General features: G+C 47.3%; 20 protein-coding genes. 11 read left to right on the forward strand and 9 right to left on the reverse strand.

The window, feature by feature from the left end:
* The first annotated feature begins 24 nt into the window (after window positions 1–24).
* Genes ACFVS2_RS11185 through ACFVS2_RS11195 form a run of 3 tightly spaced genes read left to right on the forward strand, consistent with a single transcriptional unit; the run spans window position 25 to window position 3,551 of the window.
* On the forward strand, window positions 25–981 hold the full coding sequence (locus ACFVS2_RS11185) for a GDP-L-fucose synthase family protein (RefSeq protein WP_173619006.1): 957 nt from the start codon (window positions 25–27) through the stop codon (window positions 979–981).
* Window positions 978–2,084: a glycosyltransferase family 4 protein gene (locus ACFVS2_RS11190; RefSeq protein ID WP_390233776.1), complete on the forward strand. Its 1,107-nt coding sequence runs from the start codon at window positions 978–980 to the stop codon at window positions 2,082–2,084. The genes ACFVS2_RS11185 and ACFVS2_RS11190 overlap by 4 nt, the downstream gene beginning before the upstream one ends.
* 27 nt (window positions 2,085–2,111) lie before the next feature.
* Window positions 2,112–3,551 (forward strand): FkbM family methyltransferase, encoded by a 1,440-nt coding sequence (locus ACFVS2_RS11195; RefSeq protein ID WP_390233779.1) that lies wholly within the window; start codon window positions 2,112–2,114, stop codon window positions 3,549–3,551.
* A gap of 52 nt (window positions 3,552–3,603) precedes the next feature.
* Here the strand turns inward: ACFVS2_RS11195 and ACFVS2_RS11200 are convergent, their stop codons facing one another.
* The 6 genes from ACFVS2_RS11200 to ACFVS2_RS11225 all read right to left on the reverse strand — a co-directional run bounded on the left by ACFVS2_RS11200 (window position 3,604) and on the right by ACFVS2_RS11225 (window position 9,386).
* Window positions 3,604–4,491: an NAD-dependent epimerase/dehydratase family protein gene (locus ACFVS2_RS11200; protein ID WP_390233782.1), complete on the reverse strand. Its 888-nt coding sequence runs from the start codon at window positions 4,489–4,491 to the stop codon at window positions 3,604–3,606.
* 36 nt (window positions 4,492–4,527) lie between these two features.
* The gene (locus ACFVS2_RS11205) at window positions 4,528–5,121 is read right to left on the reverse strand and encodes an FkbM family methyltransferase (RefSeq protein WP_390233784.1); all 594 of its coding nucleotides are present in this window, start codon (window positions 5,119–5,121) and stop codon (window positions 4,528–4,530) included.
* Window positions 5,122–5,135: 14 nt separating this feature from the next.
* Window positions 5,136–5,915 carry a glucose-1-phosphate cytidylyltransferase gene (gene rfbF / locus ACFVS2_RS11210; protein WP_390233786.1) on the reverse strand — a complete coding sequence of 260 codons (780 nt, stop codon included), beginning with the start codon at window positions 5,913–5,915 and terminating at the stop codon, window positions 5,136–5,138.
* Window positions 5,916–5,939: 24 nt separating this feature from the next.
* Window positions 5,940–7,031 (reverse strand): CDP-glucose 4,6-dehydratase, encoded by a 1,092-nt coding sequence (rfbG, locus tag ACFVS2_RS11215; RefSeq protein ID WP_390234520.1) that lies wholly within the window; start codon window positions 7,029–7,031, stop codon window positions 5,940–5,942.
* A complete protein-coding gene (locus ACFVS2_RS11220) occupies window positions 7,024–8,427 on the reverse strand; it encodes a sugar phosphate nucleotidyltransferase (RefSeq protein ID WP_390233789.1) in 1,404 nt (467 codons plus the stop codon). The genes rfbG and ACFVS2_RS11220 overlap by 8 nt, the downstream gene beginning before the upstream one ends.
* Before the next feature lie 113 nt (window positions 8,428–8,540).
* Window positions 8,541–9,386 carry a hypothetical protein gene (locus ACFVS2_RS11225; RefSeq protein ID WP_390233791.1) on the reverse strand — a complete coding sequence of 282 codons (846 nt, stop codon included), beginning with the start codon at window positions 9,384–9,386 and terminating at the stop codon, window positions 8,541–8,543.
* Window positions 9,387–9,593: 207 nt separating this feature from the next.
* On the opposite strand from ACFVS2_RS11225, the gene ACFVS2_RS11230 reads away from it, so the two are divergent.
* Together ACFVS2_RS11230 and ACFVS2_RS11235 are read left to right on the forward strand one after the other, a co-directional pair.
* Entirely contained in the window at window positions 9,594–10,442 is an 849-nt protein-coding gene (locus tag ACFVS2_RS11230) for a DUF1698 domain-containing protein (RefSeq protein ID WP_390233793.1), read from the forward strand.
* Between the two features lie 123 nt (window positions 10,443–10,565).
* Window positions 10,566–11,753: a glycosyltransferase family 2 protein gene (locus tag ACFVS2_RS11235; protein ID WP_390233795.1), complete on the forward strand. Its 1,188-nt coding sequence runs from the start codon at window positions 10,566–10,568 to the stop codon at window positions 11,751–11,753.
* Window positions 11,754–11,757: 4 nt separating this feature from the next.
* On the opposite strand, the gene ACFVS2_RS11240 is transcribed toward ACFVS2_RS11235, so the two are convergent.
* Entirely contained in the window at window positions 11,758–12,105 is a 348-nt protein-coding gene (locus ACFVS2_RS11240) for a DUF1360 domain-containing protein (protein ID WP_390233797.1), read from the reverse strand.
* A 95-nt stretch (window positions 12,106–12,200) separates the two neighbouring features.
* On the opposite strand from ACFVS2_RS11240, the gene ACFVS2_RS11245 reads away from it, so the two are divergent.
* On the forward strand, window positions 12,201–13,298 hold the full coding sequence (locus ACFVS2_RS11245) for a peptidoglycan-binding protein (RefSeq protein WP_390233799.1): 1,098 nt from the start codon (window positions 12,201–12,203) through the stop codon (window positions 13,296–13,298).
* A 55-nt stretch (window positions 13,299–13,353) separates the two neighbouring features.
* On the opposite strand, the gene ACFVS2_RS11250 is transcribed toward ACFVS2_RS11245, so the two are convergent.
* On the reverse strand, window positions 13,354–14,724 hold the full coding sequence (locus ACFVS2_RS11250) for a hypothetical protein (protein WP_390233801.1): 1,371 nt from the start codon (window positions 14,722–14,724) through the stop codon (window positions 13,354–13,356).
* Between the two features lie 136 nt (window positions 14,725–14,860).
* Between ACFVS2_RS11250 and ACFVS2_RS11255 the strand changes: the two genes are divergently transcribed.
* The 5 genes from ACFVS2_RS11255 (at window position 14,861) to ACFVS2_RS11275 (ending at window position 23,945) form a co-directional block, all read left to right on the forward strand.
* A complete protein-coding gene (locus ACFVS2_RS11255; RefSeq protein WP_390233803.1) occupies window positions 14,861–15,745 on the forward strand; it encodes a glycosyltransferase family 2 protein in 885 nt (294 codons plus the stop codon).
* Between the two features lie 108 nt (window positions 15,746–15,853).
* Complete coding sequence (locus ACFVS2_RS11260; protein WP_390233804.1) at window positions 15,854–17,056, forward strand: BMQ_0737 family morphogenetic spore coat protein; 1,203 nt, start codon at window positions 15,854–15,856, stop codon at window positions 17,054–17,056.
* Between the two features lie 152 nt (window positions 17,057–17,208).
* Window positions 17,209–23,268: a hypothetical protein gene (locus ACFVS2_RS11265; protein WP_390233807.1), complete on the forward strand. Its 6,060-nt coding sequence runs from the start codon at window positions 17,209–17,211 to the stop codon at window positions 23,266–23,268.
* 82 nt (window positions 23,269–23,350) lie between these two features.
* Window positions 23,351–23,533 carry a hypothetical protein gene (locus ACFVS2_RS11270; protein WP_217367677.1) on the forward strand — a complete coding sequence of 61 codons (183 nt, stop codon included), beginning with the start codon at window positions 23,351–23,353 and terminating at the stop codon, window positions 23,531–23,533.
* 22 nt (window positions 23,534–23,555) lie between these two features.
* Window positions 23,556–23,945 carry a M67 family metallopeptidase gene (locus ACFVS2_RS11275; RefSeq protein ID WP_217367678.1) on the forward strand — a complete coding sequence of 130 codons (390 nt, stop codon included), beginning with the start codon at window positions 23,556–23,558 and terminating at the stop codon, window positions 23,943–23,945.
* A gap of 37 nt (window positions 23,946–23,982) precedes the next feature.
* Here the strand turns inward: ACFVS2_RS11275 and ACFVS2_RS11280 are convergent, their stop codons facing one another.
* Window positions 23,983–24,171 (reverse strand): hypothetical protein, encoded by a 189-nt coding sequence (locus ACFVS2_RS11280; protein ID WP_017251140.1) that lies wholly within the window; start codon window positions 24,169–24,171, stop codon window positions 23,983–23,985.

Here is a 24,171-nt window from a genome sequence, read left to right on the forward strand (position 1 = left end):
ACGAGAAAGGCAGGTTGACACGAATTGAATCTGGCGAAAAAACGGATTGTGGTTACTGGTGGATCAGGATTTCTAGGAAGCCACGTCGTTCATCAATTGCGCAAGCTGGACTGTACGGACATCTTCATCCCTAGAAGCCATGAATACGATCTTCGCAAAGAACATGATGTAAACAAGATGTTGCAAGATTTCCATCCCGATATCATTCTTCACTTGGCTGCCGTCGTCGGCGGAATCGGCGCGAATCAAAAAAATCCCGGAAAATACTTTTACGATAATTTGATCATGGGGACCCAGCTTATAGAGCAATCCCGGTTATTCGGTGTCGAAAAATTCGTAGCCATCGGAACCATTTGCTCCTATCCGAAGCATGCGCCCGTCCCGTTCCAGGAAGAAGATATATGGAATGGTTACCCTGAAGAAACCAATGCTCCGTATGGCTTAGCCAAGAAAATGATGCTGGTGCAATCGCAAGCCTATCGCGAGCAATACGGGTTCAATTCCATTTATTTGCTTCCTGTCAATTTGTACGGTCCGGGCGACAACTTCGATTTGGAAACCTCACACGTCATCCCTGCCATCATTCGAAAATGTGTGGACGCTATTCGCAATGACGAGAAAAAGATCGTTCTCTGGGGAACAGGCAGCGTCACACGCGAGTTCATTTATGTCGAAGATGCCGCACAGGCAATTATTGCTGCAACCATGAGCTATGATCAATCTGAACCGGTCAATATCGGTTCTGGTCATGAAATCTCCATCAAAAGCTTAGCGGAGACGATCAAGCAGCTAAGCGGCTTCCAAGGGGAGATCGAATGGGATAAAACCAAGCCAGACGGACAACCGCGTCGCCTTTTAGATGTGACCAAAGCAAAAGAATTGTTCGGCTTCGTGGCACAAACTTCCTTACTTGCTGGCTTGGAGAAAACGATTGCTTGGTACATGGCACATCCTCACGCGCAAGGGAGGATCCCTACATGAGAGTCGGAATAAACCTGATGTCAGTGATTCCTGGCAAAATCGGCGGGATGGAACAGTATGTCAGGAACTTGCTGGCCTACTCGATGAATGCTGGGGACGGCCATCAGTGGTTTCTTTTTTTATCCTCTCACAATTTCCATACCTTTGAGGCGCAAAAAAATGTGCGCAAATTCATGGTCCCCGACCATGGTAATGCATACGCGTTGCTTCATTTCTGGATTAACTCTCTACAGTTGAATTTGTGGTTTTGTCCGCTGCTTGTATTGAATCCATCCGATGTCACAATCCCTTCTGTTATCAACATTCCTGATATCCAACACGAGTATTACCCAGAGTTTTTCGATGAACATTCCTTACGCTGGCGACTAGACAACTACAAATCGTCTGCAGAGCGTTGCAGTGCCGTGCTGACTCTCTCGGAGTTTTCCAAGCAAACGATCCTCCAAAAATTCGGGCTTCCTCCGCAAAAAGTACATGCGATCCACCTGGATGCCTCGCGGGAATTTTCCTTGCCGCATAATGAGGCGCTCAACCAACAGGTCATACAAAAGTATAAGCTGCCCAGCAAATACGGCTTTTTCCCCGCGAATACATGGCATCACAAAAATCACCTGAATGTATTCAAAGCACTCGTCACTTTGCGGGATAAACACAATATACGAATTCCCATGGTTTTCACCGGTTTTGCTCAAGAGGCTCATCAAAACGTCATGAATTACATCACAAATAACCAGCTGTGGGACCAAGTCAAATGGCTCCATTACTTACCGCAGGAAGAAATGCCTTACTTGTATCGGAATGCCCAGTTCCTTTGCTTCCCTTCCCTCTTCGAAGGCTTTGGCATTCCGCTGGTGGAAGCCATGAAGTCCAACATTCCAATCGTATGCTCCAATGCAGGGAGCATTCCTGAAGTGGTCGGTGACGCTGCTCTCACCTTCGACCCGAATATTTCTGATGATATCGCGGTGAAGCTCGCCCATCTTTATTTGACACCTGAGGCAAGGGCAGACTTGGTTGCCAAGGGCATCCATCAAGCCAAGCATTTTTCGTGGGAGAAATGCGCGCGTGAAACACTGGCTGTCTTTTCTTCCATCGCACGATAATGTCATTTGAAAGGAGGTCATCTTTGTATGTCACGCATGCAGCAAATTCGAGAGACGTGGAGGAAGGAGCGCCGAATCCCGTTTCCATTAACAGAACAAGAGACTTGGGATTTTTGGCTGTTGGAAGCACCGACAAACGATTTGAAAAAGTCGAAGATCAAGCATATAGCAAAAACGACAGGCATACGCACCTTGATCGAGACAGGTACGTTTAAGGGCGACATGTTGCAAGCGATGAAAAACCATTTCGACTTGCTCGTTTCCATCGAGCTGAATGAAGCCTTGTTTATAGCGGCAAAAGAGAGATTTTCAGGCGACAGCCACATCCATATCCTCCACGGTGACAGTGGAGAAATATTGACCAACCTGATGTACTCTGTCACAACACCTTGTCTGTTTTGGCTGGACGGCCATTACATTCCCCGCTCATCTGAGGCAGCCAAAGGAGACTTGGACACCCCCATCTTGCAGGAACTTGCTGCCATTTTGCAGCATTCCGTCCAAAATCACGTCATTTTGATTGATGATGCTCGTTGCTTTATTGGTCCCAATCCATTGTTGAACGATTATCCCACTATCCAAGAACTACGAGAATTCGTTCATTCTCTTCGTCCCGACCTCTTATTCGTCGTAGGAAATGACATCATCATGATCTACAATCCACTTGAAGGAGCAACGAATTCGATGAAGAAAGTTGACTTTCACCTGCCGTTTGACAATCAAACCTTTACCGTCTATGGGGACGACTCCGATCAAAGCGTCCTGTACTTTTTGGAGTATTACAAAGGATACTATGAAGACTACGTTATCCTTCCTCTGAAAAAAATCGTACAACCTGACCATATTTGCCTAGACATCGGTGCGAACATCGGTCCGATCTCACTCGCTCTGAGCTATCTTGCGCCCCAAGGCAAGGTGTACGCATTCGAACCCTCCGATGTCAATTATCCTTATCTCCTGCGAAACCTGTCCGAGAATCATATCACCAATGTCGAGCCACTTCAGCTCGGAATGGCAGACCGGAACGGGAACATCCATTTTAAAGACGACCCGCGTGGAGGCGGATGGTCTTATATCCCGCATGAGCCAGAAGACGTGGAGAAATCCACCCAATTCATATCATGTGTCAGGCTGGATGACTGGGTAGAGCAGAATATGATCTCGCGCATCGACCTCATTAAAATTGACGTGGAAGGCTCGGAAGTCGTTGTCTTGGAAAATGCCATGCGAACGCTTAAGCAGTGGGACCCGGATGTGATCATTGAATTCAACCCAGAAAGCATCAAAGAAAACTTCGGCAGACATCCACTCGTGCTATACACACTGCTGGAGAAATTGTTTACCCATCTGTATATGTTTAAACGGGACAATACGGTGGTAAAAGTGAAGAACTACAACCACTTACTAGACGAAATGAAACCTTTCCACGCTGATCTGTTCTGTACGAACAAGACTTTCCTCGATTAAGCGCACATGATAAAAACATGGCTGCAGGCTCGCCATGTTTTTTGTTTCGTTGTTATTTGAAAGTGGCCATTACCTTTCTCAATCCATCCTCCAGCTTTACTTGATGATTCCACCCTAGAGCTTGCAGCGGTTTAATATCTGCTTGTGAATGCATGATTTCCATGTCGGTATACGCAATCGATCCGAACTTCAGAACCGTGCTTGATTGAGTCATCTGGTGAACCAGTTCTACAAACTCTCGGATCGAGGTTGCCGTACCTGTCCCTACCTGGTATTCCGTAAATCCAGCGGGTATACGGGTAGCATGCGCCAACAACACACGAAAGGCAGAAACAACATCATCCACATAAATAAAGTCCCTTGCTTGCTTTCCCTCTGTAAGCCTTAGTTCGGGCTTATTTTCGAGACAGCTTTTGATGACAAAAGAGACAAATTTATTCGTATTGTCATACGGACCATACACATGCTCCAGCCTGACGTTGATGAATGGCAGGGAAGATGAATCTGCTAGGCATTTTCCCCATTCACGAAACTGGCGCTTCGTCAAATTGTATGGTTGTAGATGTTTGGATAATCGGACGGGCACACTGGAAAACGTATCCGTATTCAGAAAAACAGGGGTGTCGAAGCGCATAGCCGCATCCAGCAGTTTCAGCGGAAAGGTCACATTGGCATCTACCATCGTGGCATTGCTCTCGTTGTTTCGTCCATAACAGGTTGCCGTATGGATGATCGCATCGATTCTCCCCTGCTCGAAAAAAGGAGCTTCCCATTGACCGCGATCCGTATCATACGTAATCAAATCAGGCAATATGTCCTGGATACGCGAGCAATCGGAAGTGCTCCTTTTCAAAATGATGACAGTATGTCCGTCCAATCGCAGCGCTTTTACGAGCTGGCTTCCGAGAAAGCCTGTCGCGCCGGTCACTAGTATCTTCATCTGGGATCGCTCCCCTTCACCTGCTTGGCACTCTTCTTATACCCAGTTCAAGTCGATGTTGTGAATTTGTTTTTCTTGCATGACCCTCCGAAAGTGATCGGCTTTCGTTTTCAAGTCTTCGATCAGCCATTCATGATTTTCTACGACGATTTTTTCTACTTGCAGATGTAAATTTTGCTCCACGATTTTTTCCAACAGTTCAAATTCTGCTCCTTCAATATCCATTTTGATCAATTTGATCGGACGATTGAGCATTTGGATAAACTGTGTCAAATCAATTACCTCTACCTCTACATACTTATCGGGATTCGTAACTGGATGATTAGTCAATAGAGAAGAGGCATAAGCAGACCCTGCCGGATCCGTATGGTAAAGATCATGCAAATGCAAGCGTAGCTTATCGTTTTTATGCCAAACCGCTTTGTTTATACATATAACATTAGGATAGGAGTCCACCCTTTTTTTCAATTCCTCAAATACGTATGGATTCGGTTCAAACGCAAAGACGAGGGCGCCTTTATCCGCCATTTTTTGAGAAATGAGCCCGTGGTTTGCCCCACAATCGATCGTTATGTCCCCGTATCCGATCGGAGAAAAAACTTCTTCACTGTTCTCGTTTAATTCACCCACTCCTGCTTCCTCCTTCATGTTCGGCTGGTTGCCCATGCTGCCTTTCCGGATTTCCACAGTTCTTCCAAGTAGTTTTTATCTCTGAGCGTATCCATCGGATGCCAAAACCCGGTATGCTTGAAGGCCATCAGTTGATTTGCCTTGGCCAAGCTCTCCAGCGGCTCTTTTTCCAATACTGTCTCATCACCCGCAATATAGTCAAATACGCCCGGCTCCATGACAAAAAAACCAGCATTGATCCACCCACCGTCCCCCTTTGGCTTCTCCTGGAATCCTGTTACGGTGCCCCCATCGGCAATATCCAATGCTCCGAATCTGCCTGGCGGTTGAGTCGTGGTGATCGTTGCGAGTTTTTTATGCGTGCGATGAAATTTTACCAGCTGTTCAATATCAATGTCGGATAAGCCATCTCCGTACGTCAGCATGAATGTTTCTTCTCCCACATACTTCTGTATTCGCTTCACCCTTCCACCTGTCCCTGTGTCTTTCCCCGTATCAATCAATGTGACTCGCCACGGAGCAGCATTATGGTTGTGAAAAGTGACCTGATTGTCGTTACGAAAATCAAAGGTCACATCAGAATGGTGAAGGAAGTAGTGCGCGAAGTACTCCTTGATCATATAGCCTTTGTACCCGAGACAGATGATGAAATCATGGAAACCGTACTTGGAATAAATGGACATGATATGACAAATGATGGGCCATTCACCGATCTCAATGAGCGGCTTCGGACGAAGATGCGTTTCTTCTCCAATACGTGTGCCATACCCTCCTGCTAGGATGACGACTTTCATTGGCTGCCCTCCTTCCTCTCGTGTTCACTGGACCCTATCTGTATACGCTGCGATTTGGGCCAAACAGATCTCCCTTACGTCTTGCTTTTGCTGATAGGCCTTATGCCAAGAAATGATACTGTCCAAGGTCTGCTCGAGTGACCACTTGGGCTTCCAGCCTATTACGCTTTTGGCTTTGGAACAGTCCAGCTTTAAATATTGAGCTTCGTGCCATTGTGGATCGGTTCGCTCTGCTTCAAAACTGGCACCAGCTCCCCATCGCTCACACAATTGCTGGACGATCCACTCTACCGATTTGGCATCTTCCTCATTCGGACCGAAATTCCAGCTCTGGGCATAATTCTTGCCATTTCCCCACATTTTTTCAGCGAGCATCAAATACCCTGTTAATGGCTCAAGGACGTGCTGCCACGGTCGAATGGCTTTGGGATTTCGGGTGGTGATTTTCTCTCCGTTTATCAGGGCACGCAGGCAATCCGGTATCAAGCGATCAAGAGCCCAATCACCGCCGCCGATTACATTGCCTGCTCGCGCTGAAGCAACTGCTACCCCATGCTGGTGATACTGGTCGGGGTGAAAGAAAGCATTGCGATAGGAGGCAGTCACTTGCTCCGAACATGCTTTGCTGTTGGAGTACGGGTCGTAGCCGCCCAACACATCCTGCTCCCGGTATCCCCACACCCACTCCCGGTTTTCGTAAACCTTATCCGTCGTAACATTGATGATTGCTTTCATTTTCATTCCGTTCTGTACAGCCACTCTCGCCGCCTCGAGTACATTCACCGTACCCATGACATTGATTTCGTAGGTTTCCGCCGGATATTGATACGACAAACGCACCAGCGGCTGAGCGGCCATATGAATGATGATATCCGGGTTTGCTTGGTTGATCGCTTTTTGAACGCTTTCCTTCGATCTGACATCATCAATGATCGAATCAACCAATGAGCTGATTTGGGCACACTCAAAAATACTCGGATTTGTCGGCGGCGACAGCGCATACCCTGTTACCTTCGCCCCTAAATGATGCAGCCATAGGCACAGCCATGCCCCTTTGAACCCCGTATGACCTGTGATCAACACTTTTTTGTCTCGCCAGAACGCTGGATCAATCATCGTGATCACCGTGCTTCCCAATCTGCTCCAGAATCGCTGACCACGTCATTCCAAGTCGAACGATATCTTCTTCCACCAACTGACTTCCCATCTGTACCTCGATGAATTCCAGCTCGGTCGTAGCTTTGATTGCATGCTTGGCTCCTACCGGGATTTGCAATACGTCACCTGGTCCAACCTGGTTCAGCTGATCATCCAAGATGAACTCGCCGCAGCCCTCTACGATGATCCATACTTCGCTACGGTGGTGATGGTACTGATAGCTCAAATTTTTCCCGGCGTATACATGGATTCTTTTCGTTAATACTTCCACGTCGTCTTCATTCTTCTGAAAATGCATAACCTGATACCTTCCCCAGCGCCGCTCTTCATACATTGGGCGCTTTGTCCAATCCAAAGCCAAATTTTTGACCATATGACTTTGTTCCTTGGAAGAAACGAGGATGCCATCAGGACTGGCAGCCACAATCATATCCGATAAACCAATGGACACGATAGGTATGTCCAATTCGTTGATAACGTGTGTATTCGTGCAACTCTCATCGAGCAAAACCTTACCGATTGCATTCCTTCTCATTTCTTCCGCTAGCGTATTCCATGTCCCTAAGTCCTTCCAGTTTCCGTCATACGGGAGAACGACTACTTTCTCTGCCTTTTCTACAATCTCATAGTCAAAGCTGATGGCAGGCATTTGGCTATATTGCTCAAGCATGCGGTTGTATTCAGTAGGCAATCCTTTTTGCTCTAATTCGCGAATCAGATACCCCAATCGAAAAGCAAAAATCCCACAATTCCATAGGGCCTTCTTTTCTACTAAATCCTGCGCTTGCTCAAGTGACGGCTTTTCTTTGAAGCTTTTTACTTTTTGATAGGCATGAGGCCTCTTACCTTGATCCGATTGTGATTCTAGCTGTGGAACAATGTAACCGTATTTCGTAGATGGATACGTAGGCTTTACTCCAATTAATGCGAGATTCGCGCCTGATCTAAGTATGACATTCTCCAGCTCCTTGATCCTGTCCATGAAGCGATCCTCAACGAATGGATCTACAGGCATGATGGCAATGACTTCATCCGGGGCCATCGTTAAAGCAGAGTACAAATAAGTCACCGCTAAAGCAATGGCAGGGAAGGTATCTCTTTTTTCCGGCTCCACGATCAAGGGAACGTCTTCTCCAAGTTGGCTTTGAAGCAAGTCAACATGTGAACGGCCTGTTGAAATATAAACAGGCTCCGACCAATTGCGGGAGGTCAGCTGCCTCCACACTCGTTGAACCATCGCCTCTGGTTGGGCATGTGCATTGCCTATCAACTTCAAGAACTGTTTGGACCTGACATCATTGGAGAGCGGCCACAGCCTTTTCCCTGAACCACCCGATAGCAATATCAGTTTCACTCAGGCCACCTCTATCCGTTTATCGTGTTGTATGCACCATCTTATGCGTTTGTCGCAGTCGATGCTCTATGATCCAATGAAAATGGTCAAATAACACGAGGGATGATAGAAGCCTATAAAAACTGAATCCATCGATTGGAAATATAATCGAAAATGTAAGAACCTGCTTGTGGGAGATAAGGAGCCGTGAAAAACTTCATATGGTGCTTCGTGTATCCTTGAAAATGAAGAGAAAACAACTGCAGATAATGACTCGTTGCCTTATCCTTGCAGCACAGGACACCATTTATCGAGTAAATTTTCTTATAGCCATACAAATTCTCCACCGAAGCAGACTGCTGAATATTGCCGTCAATAAAGCCATCATGAAACAAGCCGTTCGTCATTTGGTAATCCTTGAAATGTGCAAGAAATAGCAAGGCCAGCACCATATCTGTAATTAAAGGCTGATTGAATCTGACATGTTCCTTTCTCTGCATCGTGTAATGAACGACTTTCGCAAATGTTATCGGATTGGCAAACTGAGACGTCATAAACTCGCAAAACTGTTCTAGCTTCTGCCTATCTAAGAAATTGGTCCATACGAATTCCATCATAAAGTTGTCAAAGCGCGGATGGTTCACGTCGGTAAACAGCATGACATCCGTATCGATATAACAGCATTTCGAAATCTGATGCTTTTTCATAAACGCCAACAAAATAAACCATCTTTGAAAACAAAACAGATTGTACTCATAGGGCATGAAATGAATATGTTTATAGACTCTCGTCATTTCGATAGCGGCATGCATGTAATCGTCTATCATCTCATGAATGATGCCGTTCATAGCATACCTTCTGTTTCCTCCATTCCCGATCAGATAGACGGGCGAATGGGGATTACTTCTTTTCGCTTGCTGCAAGCTGTATGTGAGATAATCATCGTCCCCTCGATGGATGATCACAATGGGTAAGGGCATACTCTTTCCGCCTCCTTTTTCTCCCCATACTTTATGTATGTGACAGACAACGAGAAACGGGCATATGCCTTTTTTCCGAAAACCTGCTTGTTGCCAAGCAACTTTAGACGTGAATAGGACGAAATTTATGCATTTATATCATTTCCCCCAGCACGGTCCGAACATATCGTATAGGGCAAGCACTCTGCAATGAAGGGGGACATGTCGATGGGAAGATTTTGGACAGATCAGGAAATCCTCGATGAGATCAGCAAACGACGATGGTACCATAAAATCGCGCTGCGACCCGGTATTATCACTCCCGGGATTACGCTTCTGGAAAATATATGGAATATGACGAGACAATCCAGAGAATACATCCAATATTCGGGGAAACGCGTCCTTGATCTCGCTAGCTTTGACGGAATGTGGGCGTTTGAAGCGGAGCAAAGAGGGGCAAGTCTTGTCGTGGCTACGGACTGTATGCAGCCGCTCTATTTGAATTTTGAGTTTTGCAAGAACATCCTGCAAAGCAAAGTTTTGCCGCTGTATAATACCAGCCCTTATAAACTATGGGAAGGGCTGCAAGTTTTGCTGATGGACGATTTTATAGTACCACTGCCATTTCCTCAACAAATACGGCACAATCAATTTGATGTCGTCCAGCATCTTGGATTGCTCTATCATCTGCGTGATCCAATGTGGACATTGTCGCAATGCCGAAGCGTAATTAAACCAGGTGGGCACCTCTTGTTGGAAACTGCCTGTATTTTGGATACGAATCAATCCATCATGGTCTACAACGGAGCTCCTGGACAAATGAACCGGATTTATAAGGACGATACGACTTGGTGGTTGCCGTCCGTCCTTTGCATCGAGGAGATGCTCAGAGGCACACTGTTTGAAATCATTCCTGAATCGGTTCGGACCATCCCTTCTGGCAAAATCAACAATTACGATGCGGGTCGTATCAGCCTCGTGGCAAGAGCCATTTCTGGCAACGAGATCGACCCTAACTGTCACGCGGAATTGCTCCGTATCTTCCGCAATCCAGGGATCATTCCAGACTACCTGTAATATCCGGTTAAAATGAAATCGGGTGCACAAGATCAACGATGCTTGTGTACCCGATTTTCCATTCTTTCATAGTCTGATGGTAGTGCATGCATTTTTTATGATGGAAAGATGGGAGTGAATCTCGTGTCCCACTCACAGCAACCATTAGTGAGTATCATTACCCCCTCTTACAACCAAGGCCGGTTTATTCGTGAGACGATAAATAGCATATTGACCCAGGACTATGCAAACCTTGAGCATATCGTGGTAGATGGAGGCTCGACTGACGATACGCTCTCCATCTTGCAAGAATATGCACAAAAAGATCCGCGCTTCCGTTATATTTCCGAACCGGATCGCGGACAGTCTCATGCGCTTAACAAAGGCTTGGCAATGGCAAGAGGCGAAATCATCGGCTGGCTGAATTCAGACGACACCTATGTACCTGGCGCCATTATGAAGGCTGTTCACGCTTTTGCGGGTAACCCAGCCTGGGGAATGCTTCACGGCAATTGCCATGTAATGAACGAGTACGGTCAAGTATCCACCACTTACCCGTCAGAACAAGCTGATTCCAAGAAGTTGTATCAAAGCTGTGTGATTTGCCAGCCATCCGCTTTCATCAGAGCCCACGTCTTCAGGCACATGGGGGGCGTTGATGAAAAATTGCAATTTTGCATGGATTACGACCTGTGGATGCGCATCGCCAAATTTTATCCCATCGGTTATCTGCCTCACTATTTAGGAAACGCTCGAATCCACACGGCTTGCAAATCAGCTACCCAATGGCATTCCGTCGGCGTACCCGAAGTCATACGATCTCTTGCAAAAAATTATTCGTCCATACCCAGCCACTGGATATCGTACGTTCCACAATACAAAGGCATGGGTGTACTCGACCTGTTGAGGCTCTATAAGTCCTTTCCATCCAATACAACCAGAATCACAAGCATGAATCGGGGGATGGACTTGTGGGCGCCTCCTGTCCTACGTGCGATTGTTGAATCAGATCCATCTGCACCGGCTCAAATGTTGTTAGTGAAGGGCAAAGTCCCTGGCTCCCCCGTAAAATTGCCGAAGCCCATTGTTTTGACTGCGCTCGTGAATGGCGTAAACGTAAAAAGTTATACCGTTGATAAACCCACCTTTGCCCTCGAAATTCCACTCGATCCGAATGCCACGACGATTCGTGTGGACATCGCGTCTTCTTGTGTCGGTATACCGAGCACTCCTCAAGTCCAGCAAAGAATGGCAGGAGGATACATGGCCGAAGAGATCATTCCTCTTTCGTATGACGAAGTGATCGTGTACAAAGCTTTTTCGAGGAGCTAACCTTTCAACTCGAGTATAATTTCGTCTCAATGACAGCCGCCGCTCCGGCTATGGCAAGCAGGAGCAGCAACGGATAGGCGGCTGGCACATACATATACAACCCAACGATCAGAGCGCCCACCCAAATCCCCACGCACCAATGGCAGCTCAACAATCTGCCTATCCATTGGCGCACCCTCCCGCCTTTAAATTGAAAGTCCCGCACCATTTGCCCCGACTCATCGGGTACATATAACACCTGGTAAAATGGGTTTCGCAGAAAAGACGTGATCTCATCAAAAACAATCAAATGCGTGAGACGAAAGCTTGCCAGCACAAGAATGATTAGGTCGATCCAAGAGAGGTCAAACATTCCACCTCCACCTCTTTCCAATATTTTGTGCTTTTCTCATTTGTTCCACATTTAGTACCATTGTGGTGCGACAAACCAGAGAAAGGCGTGATGAGATGAATCGCAACATAAAGAAAATGGCAACCATCCTTTCCCTGTCCGTCCTCGTAACCATGATCGGACAACCTGCATTCGCGAAAACAAGCTTTACCTCTTTGAAAAAAGGGATGAAAAACTCGCGCGTGCTTGAAGTGGAAAAGATGCTCGATGCACTCCATTACGACTACAAGCTGGTGGTGGACAAGATCTACAACAGCAACACAGCTTATAACGTCAAAGCGTTCCAGAAAAAATACAAGCTGCCGCAAACCGGAATTGTAAACAAAACCACTTACGATAAACTGAAGAGCGTGTACCAAACTCGCAAGCAAGAGCAGCCGACACAGCCAAGCACACCGTCCAAACCTAGCAAGCCTGCTGAGTCCAATGATTACGCTACGCTGAAATTGGGTGCTAGTGGTGAACGCGTGAAGGAATTGCAAACGATGCTCGCTGGCCTCGGTTACAAAGTAACGGCATCGGGCCAATATGATGAATCTACGCGTTTTGCCGTCATGCTGTTCCAGTCGCGCAATAAACAAACCTTGACTGGTGAAGCTGATGCCAAAACCTATACTGCCATTCAAACGCAATACAAGAACAATCCAGTGCAACCCAAACCAGATACAAAGCCAACCACTCCAACAAATCCAACGACTCCCGTAACACCAAGCAAGCCTGAGCAACCGCAAAACCCTGGTGCTGGCACGCAAGTTCCTCTTCCTGCTGGTTTGACGGCTGAGGAAAAAGAAATGGTTCAACTCGTGAATCAAGAGCGCACCAGCCGCGGACTCGCACCTTATCAAGTGGACATGCAGTTGGTGAATGTTGCACGCGTAAAAGCCCAAGAGATGGTAAACAAAGGGTACTTTAGCCACACCTCTCCCACTTACGGCTCACCGTTTCAAATGATGGATACTTTTGGTATTCGCTATTTGGCTGCTGCTGAAAATATTGCTCAAAACTACTCTGTAAGCAGCGCCCATCAAATGTTTATGAATTCCTCCGGGCACAAAGCCAATATCATGAGTCCGACATACGACTACGTAGCCATTGCTGTTGTGAATGGCGGTCCACACGGGAAAACGTTCGTACAAATGTTCTTAAAAAAATAGAGGCGCGGAACGGAAAAGCCATCATTTCTACTGAAATGGTGGCTTTTCTTCCATATTAGAAAGACACAGCGATCCGGTTATTGGCGGAAAAGTGTACGGTCTGATCGTTGCAAAGCACGACACCCTCGACGACGATTCCCTTCCCCGCTTCTTGTTTCATAAATGAAATCTGGAAGTTTTGGAACGATTCCGTCGATTCCGGCACGATGGTTACAGGCTGGATCGGCGCTATCCAGTATTCCCCTCTCTCCATCGCTTGGGCAAACCAATCGTCTTCCAAGTATCTCCATCCTTTTAAACCCGATGTACCTTGCACAGCCATCGTCTCCACGAGCTTCGGCGGCAATACCTGCCCTCCCATTTTGATCGAATCGACAGGCGAGACGCGCAGGCAAACGATTGGATTTTTCAGTTCAAGGTTCCCCGTATTCTTCACCTGAAGTGTCCCAATCAACAGGTATGGCTTCTCAACTGATTCAGAGTGAATCAACGTGTAATCAAAATACACTTCTGCCGCTGTACGCAATTCAACCTGTTCAGACACTTCTTCGATCGGATGAATGGTCACTACATGTTCCAGCAGTTTTTCTTCTGCCAAGATCGACAGCTCTTCTCTTTCACTGTTTAATTCGCTGTTTTCTTCACTGTTTACTTCACTATTTGAGTCACTGGCCTCAACACTCGGCTGGTCACTTTCCTGAATCGTGCTTTGTTCCTCTGCTATTGGCTTTTCATCTGCTCCCTTCTGACTTTCCTCATCAGAGGCAAAGAGCATAGTGGAATAAAACAGCTTTAAAATATTGGGTGGTAAAAACGCCATTGGTTGAATGTGCAATCCATTTTGGAAATACTCCAAAACCCCTGACGCTAAGTGTAGCGAAATTTTTTCCGCATAGATCTTACGCTTGCTCACGTCCGTATAAAGCGGCAACTGCAACTGGATGTGAACGATTGATGATTGCTTTTGGTTTTTGATTACTTTATAGAGACACGGGATTCCTGACTGCTGCATTTCTGTACGCAAGCACTTGACCAGATCTTGCCGCTTTTCATCCTCCGACTGAAAGAAAATCAGTCTCGGTTTTTCTAGGGCTCGCATTTCCTTTAAGCTGAAACGTATGGCCACATCCGTATTTTTCGCCAGAGACGGATTGTTTTGGCTTAAGACAACCTCCATCCCACTATCAGAGAGAAATTTTTGGACGTTCCCCAATACCTCCCACTCGTAGGCGGTCCCTTCTGAAGACATGCCTGTAAAAAGAACGCAAACTTTTCCTTTCAACCCCGAATCCAGGTCCACTCTTTTATTCGTCGAATCCCACTTCAATTGAAAGCCATTTTGCTTGCAAAATAAACGGAACGCTGGCAGAGCCGCGTACGGCATGGTCCCGCCACGTTGACCACTGTAATATACCTCAACATCCATTCCCATCTCTCCTCACGACACTTTCCGTCAGTCCGCGATATTGTATGAATGCCCAGTGTCCAAAGTGAACATTTTTGGCGATGACTGTTCCGAAGAAGCGCGTTGTGCATACGATGCTACAGAAAGGAGTGGTCATATGCCCACCTCACAGATGCCCCTGATCTCCATTATCATTCCTGTGAAAAATGAGGGGGACAATGTGCGTTCTACCATCACTTCCCTTTTGAATACAAGAACCACGTATCCATATGAAGTGATCGTAGTCGATGATGCCTCAACTGATAACGGTTGTCACTTTCTACAAGGTCAAGGGCAAAATGAAAAAATAAAATTAATCACAACAGAAGGCATTGGTGCTGCTGCAGCACGAAACTTGGGCGTGAATCACGCACGCGGCAACTACTTCATTTTTTGCGATGCCCATCTGTCTTTTGAAAACTTTTGGATTGATCGCATGATGGAGCTCATTCTTACAAAAAAAGCAGATGGCGTTGCTCCCGGAATCGCTTCCATGACGGAGCCACATAAAATTGGTTATGGGCAAAATCTGAATCAAAAGCTCGAGATCACCTGGTATCCAAAGCCAGCAGGCACGGCACCGGTTGCTATATTGCCAGGGGGATGCTTCCTGGTCACCAGAGAAGCTTTTATGAAAGTCGGGGGTTTTGACCGCGGTTTTCGCATATGGGGATTTGAAGATATCGAGTTTTCCATCAAAATGTGGCTATTCGGATATACGTGTATGGTCCAGCCATCTGTAAAAATCCTACATTTGTTTAGGCAAGTTCACCCTTACACAGTTGCACATGAGCACATTTATTACAATATGCTTCGAATGGCGTACAGCCATTTTAACGAGCAGCGGATTGAGGCTGCGAAAAAACTTGTGCTCTACGCAAATGCGAGTGAAATTGCGGATGACGTGCTGACTTGCGGGGCTGCCGCTCAGCGTGTTCGATACAATGCCCAAAGAAAATTCGACGACAATTGGTTCTTTCAAAAATTTCAAATTCCATTCTGACAAGATAGTGACCTAAAAAATAGGCGCATGCTCAACATGCCAAACTCCCGTTGCCCACATAGTATGTAACTGCAAAGCAAACTCCCTAGGAAAGGAAGGATTCTTACGGTGAAACATCACGTGAAGCCCATTATGGGTCGCCAGCTCCCTACACCGACGCCTACAGCAACTCCTCCTATATCGAACAACCTGCAGGAAGAGTGCATTCGCGTCAACAAGGTGTATGACTGGGTAGTATTAGCGAACAGCTACCGAAACAAGATTGCCCTTCCCGACGATTGTCAAGCTCTGGTAGACGCTGCCATTCGTGCAGGGCAAGATATCACGATCTCCTGCGTTGAGCCAGTTACTCCTGGTCCTACTTGCAGAGTCGTCAGTATTCGCCGCGAGAACATTACAGTCAATGGGACCACTGTTCGGGTCGGAGTCGTTCGCTTTGTGTTCGGAGCCACTGTGCTCGTTCGCGTCTTCGCAGACGGAACACCTCTCTGCGAATTCACAACGACCGTGCAATTCGATCAGGAAGTCGTTCTCTGCCTGCCTGAACCGCTTGATGAGGACAATATCTTGTGCCGAATCAGTGCTTTCGAGTGCTCACCGACCGGTACTGTTCTCCTCGGTGGCATGGTTCAACTCGACGTCATTGTCTGCGTGGAGATCCAGGTAGAAGCAGAAGTCAAACTGGAAGTATTGGCGAAATTCTGCTCTCCACGTCCAAACAACATTCCAATTCCATCGCCAACGCCATCTTTCCGTTGCCCGCCGATCACATTCCCGCCACAATGCCCACCAATCTTCCCAGTACGCAACTGCGATTGCCAGGCGTCCGTCAACGCGTTGGTACCAAACGTCTCCGTATCGATCGGTATTCCACTCGCCATTGCCGTTGGTACGATCCAGCTCATCGCGGATATCTGCCCAAGTTGCGATCCATCCAGCAGCTCGTTTACCTTTAACTTCTTTGATGCTCTCCTGCCTGATGTCCTTGGCGATCAAAGCTTCAGCTTCTCGCCAACGACTATCAGCTCTCCGACATGCATTTCCGTACTACCTATCCTGCCAATTGTGACAGGTCTGATCGTAACAGGTACTGGTGTACGGACATTCACAGCAACAGGCGCACAAGAAACGGTGACCTACTCTCTGACACTCGCCGAAACAGGACTCAACCTGCCAGACGTTATCATTCTGACACTCACCGACTCTTCTGGTGTCCTCGTCTTCAGTGCCACTATTACAATCGTTCCAGACGAACAATTACTGGTTGCCGATTGCATCACGTTCGGGGATATTGTCATTACCACTCCGTAAGAAAAAAAATATTCGTTTCCAATCAGGCGGGAGAAGACCAACACTTCTCCCGTTTTTTCTATAGATGAGCCGTCACTACAATACAGGCACCAATTCCAACCCCGTACATATGTCTATATGGGAAAGCCAGACGGAAAAAGGAGGACAACACTGTGTACAAAAGGAGAATCTCCAATGCGAACAAGTCGAGAGAAAATGAGAAGCTCCTCCTGCTAAAAAAACAAGCACACTACTACGAAGAAAAAGCAAACCAACTCATGCAAGAAGTGTGGTACCTACAGAAGCAGATAGAGGAAACATCCCAAAAAAATGAAGCATATAGAGAGCAGCTTGAACAACTGAACCAGAACCTCCACGATTTGGACAGCAAAGGCGCAGAATGGAAGCAGCGCTTGAATGATTCACAAGACATGCTTCAAGAAATGAAGAGCAAGCTCGACTACTACGAACATCTCCTAAAACAACGCGAAAATGCCATAACCGACCACCAGGAAACAGAGGCAAAACTAAAGAGTTCAATCGACAGCTTGCAAACCGAGATCAGAGAGCAACGAAAAGGTCCACGGATTGAAGAAATCATGTCCAAACATCAAGCGCAGGAAACACACTTACGCGAGCACATTGAATTGCTCCAACGGCGAGTACAAAGCTACGAACAAAAAGAGGCACAATGGCAAAAAACGTTACACGATCAAGATCAGCAGCAGCTGAGTAAAATCGAGGAGATCCTGCAAGAACGCCAGCAGCATTTAGACATGATCGCGCATCTGGAGCATCAACAGCTTACATGGAAACAAGCTTTGGATCATGTACATGAAGAGTTTGAGTGTGCGCAGATGAGGCAGCACGAGCAACTATCCAAAATTGAATCATTGAATCAGCAGTTGGAGGACGCACGAGCACGGGAAGAGCAGACACTCTCTAACCTCCAGCAGCTTACAGAAGCAAGCGCAAATTGGGAGCAGCGGGAGCAAGAGCTACAGGTGCGGGAGCAAAACCTCCACGTGTTTGAGCACAGTCTAACGGCACAGGAGCAGGAACTTCACGATCTTGAGCAAGAGTTGCTGGGGCAAGGGCAGGAACTGCAATCCCTAGCGAGTAGCCTTCAGACGAAAGAGCAGAATCTACTTTCTCTCGAACAAGACCTCCAATCGAAGGAGCAAGAGCTGCATTCTCAGACGCAACGCCTACAAAAACGGGAGCAGAACCTTCTCGGTCTTGAACAAGAGCTTCAGACGCAATGGTTAGAACTGCATTCCCAAGCGGATAACCTACAGACAAAAGAACAAGAGCTGGTTGTTACAGATCAAAAGCTCCAGGCTAAGGAGCTCGAGCTGCATTCTCAGACACAAGACCTTCAAGCACAGCAGCAGGAACTTGCCGGTCTTGAGCAAGAGTTGCTAGGGCAAGGTCAAGAATTGCAATTCCTAAAGCATAACCTCCAGACCAAAGAACAACAGCTGCTTGTTACCGAGCAAAAGCTCGATGCTAAGGAGCTGGAGCTGCATTCTCAGACACAAGAACTTCAAGCACAGGAGCAGGAACTTCTCAGTCTTGAACAAGCGTTACAAGCGCAAGGACTAGAAATGCACACTCAGGCACAAGACCTCTATGCACGGGAGCAGGACCTTCACGTTCTCGAACAAGAGCTTCAGACTCAAGGGCAAGACCTTCAATCCCTAACGCATAACCTGCAGACGAAAGAACAACAGCTCCAGTCCAAAGAGCTAGAGCTTCATTCTCAAACGCAAGACCTCAACGCACGGGAGCAAGAACTTCTCGATATCGAACATGAGCTTCAGACGCAAGGGAAAGACCTTCAATCCCTAACGCACAACCTACAAACGAAAGAACAACAGCTCCAGTCCAAAGAGCTAGAGCTGCATTCTCAAACGCAAGACCTCAACGCACGAGAACAGGAACTTTTCGATCTCGAGCAAGTGCTTCAGACTCAAGGCCAAGACCTTCAATCCCTAGCGCACAACCTGCAAACGAAAGAACAACAGCTCACTTCCAAAACGCAAAACCTCGACGCACGAGAGCAGGATCTTCTCGATCTCGAGCAAGTGCTTCAGACGCAAGGCCAAGAACTTCAATCCCTAGCGCACAACCTGCAAACGACAGAACAGCAGCTCACGTCCAAAACGCAAGACCTCGACGCACGGGAACAGGATCTTCACGTTCTCGAGCAAGAGCTTCAGACTCAAGGCCAAGACCTTCAATCCCTAGCGCACAACCTGCAAACGAAAGAACAACAGCTCACTTCCAAAGAGCTAGAGCTGTATTCCCAGACGCAAGACCTCAACGCACGGGAGCAAGAACTTCTCGATATCGAACATGAGCTTCAGACGCAAGGGCAAGACCTTCAATCCCTGGCTCAAAACCTGCAAACGAAAGAACAACAACTCCAGTCCAAAGAGCTAGAGCTGTATTCCCAGACGCAAGACCTCAACGCACGGGAGCAAGAACTTCTCGATATCGAGCAAGAGCTTCAGACTCAAGGGAAAGACCTTCAATCCCTAACGCACAACCTACAAACGAAAGAACAACAGCTCCAGTCCAAAGAGCTAGAGCTGCATTCTCAAACGCAAGACCTCAACGCACGGGAGCAAGAACTTCTCGATATCGAGCAGGAGCTTCTGACGCAAGGGCAAGACCTTCAATCCCTGGCTCAAAACCTGCAGACGAAAGAACAACAACTCCAGTCCAAAGAGCTAGAGCTGCATTCTCAAACGCAAGACCTCAACGCACGGGAGCAAGAACTTTTCGATCTCGAGCAAGAGCTTCAGACGCAAGGGCAAGACCTTCAATCCCTGGCTCAAAACCTGCAGACGAAAGAACAACAGCTCACTTCCAAAACGCAAAACCTCGACGCACGAGAGCAGGATCTTCTCGATCTCGAGCAAGTGCTTCAGACGCAAGGCCAAGAACTTCAATCCCTAGCGCACAACCTGCAAACGACAGAACAGCATCTCACGTCCAAAACGCAAGACCTCGACGCACGGGAGCAAGATCTTCACGTTCTCGAGCAAGAGCTTCAGACTCAAGGGCAAGACCTTCAATCCCTAGCGCACAACCTGCAAACGAAAGAACAACAGCTCACTTCCAAAGAGCTAGAGCTGCATTCTCAAACGCAAGACCTCGACGCACGGGAACAGGAACTTCACGTTCTCGAGCAAGAGCTTCAGACTCAAGGGCAAGACCTTCAATCCCTGGCTCAAAACCTGCAAACGAAAGAACAACAGCTCACTTCCAAAGAGCTAGAGCTGCATTCTCAAACGCAAGACCTCAACGCACGGGAGCAAGAACTTCTCGATATCGAACATGAGCTTCAGACTCAAGGCCAAGAACTTCAATCCCTGGCTCAAAACCTGCAAACGAAAGAACAACAGCTCCAGTCCAAAGAGCTAGAGCTGCATTCCCAAACGCAAGACCTCAACGCACGGGAGCAAGAACTTCTCGATATCGAACAAGAGCTTCAGACTCAAGGGCAAGACCTTCAATCCCTAGCGCACAACCTGCAAACGAAAGAACAACAGCTCACTTCCAAAGAGCTAGAGCTGCATTCCCAAACGCAAGACCTCAAAGCACGAGAACAGGAACTTCTCGATCTCGAGCAAGAGCTTCAGACTCAAGGCCAAGAACTTCAATCCCTAACGCTCAACCTGCAAACGACAGAACAGCAGCTCACTTCCAAAACGCAAAACCTCGAAGCACGGGAGCAGGAACTTCACCTTCTCGAGCAAGAGCTTCAGACTCAAGGCCAAGAAGTTCAATCCCTAGCTCATAACCTCGAGACGAAAGAACAACAGCTCCAGTCCAAAGAGCTAGAGCTGCATTCCCAGACGCAAGACCTCGACGCACGGGAACAGGAACTTTTCGATCTCGAGCAAGAGCTTCAGACTCAAGGCCAAGAACTTCAATCCCTAGCGCACAACCTGCAAACGACAGAACAGCAGATCACGTCCAAAACGCAAGACCTCGAAGCACGGGAGCAGGAACTTCACCTTCTCGAGCAAGAGCTTCAGACTCAAGGGCAAGACCTTCAATCCTTAGCGCACAACCTGCAAACGAAAGAACAACAGCTCCAGTCCAAAGAGCTAGAGCTGCATTCTCAAACGCAAGACCTCGACGCACGGGAACAGGAACTTCACGTTCTCGAACAAGAGCTTCAGACTCAAAGGCAAGACCTTCAATCCCTAGCGCATAACTTGCAGACGACAGAACAGCAGCTCACTTCCAAAACGCAAAGCCTCGAAGCACGGGAGCAGGAACTTCACCTTCTCGAGCAAGAGCTTCAGACTCAAGGCCAAGAACTTCAATCCCTAGCTCATAACCTCGAGACGAAAGAACAACAGCTCACTTCCAAAGAGCTAGAGCTGCATTCTCAAACGCAAGACCTCAACGCACGAGAACAGGAACTTTTCGATCTCGAGCAAGAGCTTCAGACTCAAGGGCAAGACCTTCAATCCCTAGCTCATAACCTCGAGACGAAAGAACAGCAGCTCACTTCCAAAACGCAAAACCTCGAAGCACGGGAGCAGGACCTTCTCCATTTTGAGCAAGAAATCCAAGTACAAGGGCAAGAACTGCAAACGCAAGCAGATAACCTGCAAACAAAAGAACAAGAACTAACAATCCTCGAACAAGAACTCAAAGCTCGGGGGCAAGACCTTCTCACCCAGACCCAATACCTTCAAGCACGAGAGCAGGACTTTTACATTCTCGAGCAAGAGCTGCAAACGCGCGGGCATGAACTTCACTCTCAGAATCAAAACCTCCAGACGAAAGAACAAGAGCTACTCACTTTCGAGCAAGGTCTTCAGGCACGAGATCAAGAACTTCTCGCACAGACGCGAGAACTACAAGCACGGGAAGAAGAACTAAACGGTTTTGAACAAGATCTGCAGGTGCAAGGAAAAGAGCTACAAGCTCATGCGCAGGCGTTGCAGGTTCAAGAACAAGAGCTCAAAACCCATGAACAGGAGCTTCGGGATTGGGAGCAAGCCAACCTCTCCCAGGAACAAGCACTTCTGGCTCAGACCCAGGAACAACAGCTTCAAGAACAAGGACTTCAATCCCGAGAGCAAGCGCTACAGCTTCGCGGGCAAGAGCTTCTCTCTCATGAGCAGGAAGTCCACTCCCACGAGCAAGAGTTACTCACGCTGAAACAAGAGCTGAACGCACGAGATCAAGAGCTACACAACCAAGAGCAGGAGCTGCAGGCTCAAGGGCATACCCTACACAATCGTGAACAGGAGTTGCTCACTCAGGAGCAAGAATTAAACACACTGGAACAGGCCCTCCTCTCTCAGGAACAAGAAATCCAAGTTCAGAGGCAAGAGTTGCAAACCTGGGAGCAGGAGCTACAAGTGCAGAATCAAGATATTTACACCCGAGAGCAAGAATTCGAAGCGCAAAAACAGGATTTACGCACGAAAGAGCAAAAGCTAGAAGCCACCCGCCATGAGATGTTGCAAAAAGCAATAGATCTCGAACAAAGTTGGACAGCAAAGCACGAAGAGACTTCTCAACAATTAACAGAAGCTCTGCTTGAGCTGGAAGCAGCTCGGTTAACGAAAAATCAACTCGTCGCTGACTATAAAAAGCTGGCCGAATCGCATTCTCTGCATGAGCAAGAATTGCAGCAAAGCATCCAAAAACGCGACGAAGAAATCCAACAAACACAAAACACCGTTAAGAGTCTCCAGTCGGAGTTAAAAGAAACAAAACAGCAATTAACGGATGCCCAGGATCGAATCAAATCTTTTCAGCAACAAACCAAGGAAACCGACGAAAAGCTCGCGAACGTCTCTCTTCAAAAAAATAAATGGAACGAAGTCCTGGAGAAAACAACCCAAAAATACGACTCTCTGTTAACAGAAAAGGAAAAAGCCATGGAGCAGCTTGCATCCCAGGAGCAAGTGTTGAAAAAAACGATTACCGGACTCAAAAACATGGTGAAAGAACTCCAAAACAACGAAGAAAAATACAAGCAAATCATCAAAGAATTCACGCAAAAAGAATCTCGAACTAATAAAGCCTTCAGTCAACTCCAGCAAAATGCCCAATTCCAACCAAACACTCAATTCCAACCAAGCACGCAATACATGCCAATCTCCGATCCCTCCACTCAACAACTGTCTTCCGCACCAGTAAAAATGCAGATGCCCTTTCCCAAAAACGCCAACGAATTCAACCCGTTTCGTTGAAAAATTGAAAATGTGCGAGAGCCGTTACCATGTGAATCCATCATGAATACAACATAATACAGCCAGAAAGGGAGGAAAAACCATGACACCTGAACAAATGCGTGCACTGTATCATCAACGTCAACAACATCAAGTCCATCCTGCCCAGCGCCCATCGAGAATGCCGCGATCACCATTGCCAAAATCCGGTCCGGTTCATAAAGTCCAACCGTCCGTCCAGAATAGAACGAGTGGGGGATGCTGCGGCAGGCGTTGGCAGGGCTAATCTTTTAGAGACCCCCTTTTTCATGACCCGTGCAGTCTGGGATGAAATCATCCGAGATTCCCTGGAGAAGAAGCCAAATGAAACGTGCGGATTGCTTTCCGGTAGAAATGGCAGTGCACAGACGGTTTGGCGTATGGAAAATATATTGAAAAGCCCGGTCGCTTTCGCCATGGACCCCAAGCAGATTCAATACGTTTTCCACAAAATGGCGTTGCGCGGAGAGCATTTGGTTGGGATCTATCACTCCCACCCTACTGCACCTCCCATTCCGTCACCTGAAGATATTGCTTACTGTCATTACCCTGAGGCCGCGTATCTCATCGTTTCGCTCGCTTCTCCACAACCAGTTCTCGGCTGTTTTCGAATGGAGGGGGCTTTTGCTCGGGTGTATCCTTATACAGTCCGTAACTAGTGGTCAAATTCACGCAAAACAAAAGAACAGTGGGAATTTACTCCCGCTGTTCTTTCTGTTTTTGAAGATCGCCATGTTCCATTGAACTGGGCAGTAGCCATTCCCTTTTCTCCCAGCTGACAAAATCATCTTCCCACTTTACCTGGAAGCGGTCCTCCTCAATATGAATGACAACTCCCTTTGCGCCATCCTTTACGTATACGACCAGATCTCCTACTTGTATCAC

This window comes from Brevibacillus sp. NPDC058079 (assembly GCF_042885155.1).
In the GTDB taxonomy this organism is placed as follows: Bacteria; Bacillota; Bacilli; order Brevibacillales; family Brevibacillaceae; genus Brevibacillus.

Excerpts from the sequence above, each read along its gene's own strand:
- ACFVS2_RS11230 (WP_390233793.1), top strand. The coding sequence starts at position 9,594 with ATGGGAAGATTTTGGACAGATCAGGAAATCCTCGATGAGATCAGCAAA.
- ACFVS2_RS11275 (WP_217367678.1), top strand. The coding sequence starts at position 23,556 with ATGACCCGTGCAGTCTGGGATGAAATCATCCGAGATTCCCTGGAGAAG.
- ACFVS2_RS11270 (WP_217367677.1), top strand. The coding sequence starts at position 23,351 with ATGACACCTGAACAAATGCGTGCACTGTATCATCAACGTCAACAACAT.
- ACFVS2_RS11255 (WP_390233803.1), top strand. The coding sequence starts at position 14,861 with ATGCCCACCTCACAGATGCCCCTGATCTCCATTATCATTCCTGTGAAA.
- ACFVS2_RS11195 (WP_390233779.1), top strand. The coding sequence starts at position 2,112 with ATGTCACGCATGCAGCAAATTCGAGAGACGTGGAGGAAGGAGCGCCGA.
- ACFVS2_RS11245 (WP_390233799.1), top strand. The coding sequence starts at position 12,201 with ATGAATCGCAACATAAAGAAAATGGCAACCATCCTTTCCCTGTCCGTC.
- ACFVS2_RS11240 (WP_390233797.1), bottom strand. The coding sequence starts at position 12,105 with ATGTTTGACCTCTCTTGGATCGACCTAATCATTCTTGTGCTGGCAAGC.
- ACFVS2_RS11225 (WP_390233791.1), bottom strand. The coding sequence starts at position 9,386 with ATGCCCTTACCCATTGTGATCATCCATCGAGGGGACGATGATTATCTC.
- ACFVS2_RS11190 (WP_390233776.1), top strand. The coding sequence starts at position 978 with ATGAGAGTCGGAATAAACCTGATGTCAGTGATTCCTGGCAAAATCGGC.
- rfbG (WP_390234520.1), bottom strand. The coding sequence starts at position 7,031 with ATGATTGATCCAGCGTTCTGGCGAGACAAAAAAGTGTTGATCACAGGT.
- rfbF (WP_390233786.1), bottom strand. The coding sequence starts at position 5,915 with ATGAAAGTCGTCATCCTAGCAGGAGGGTATGGCACACGTATTGGAGAA.
- ACFVS2_RS11250 (WP_390233801.1), bottom strand. The coding sequence starts at position 14,724 with ATGGATGTTGAGGTATATTACAGTGGTCAACGTGGCGGGACCATGCCG.
- ACFVS2_RS11200 (WP_390233782.1), bottom strand. The coding sequence starts at position 4,491 with ATGAAGATACTAGTGACCGGCGCGACAGGCTTTCTCGGAAGCCAGCTC.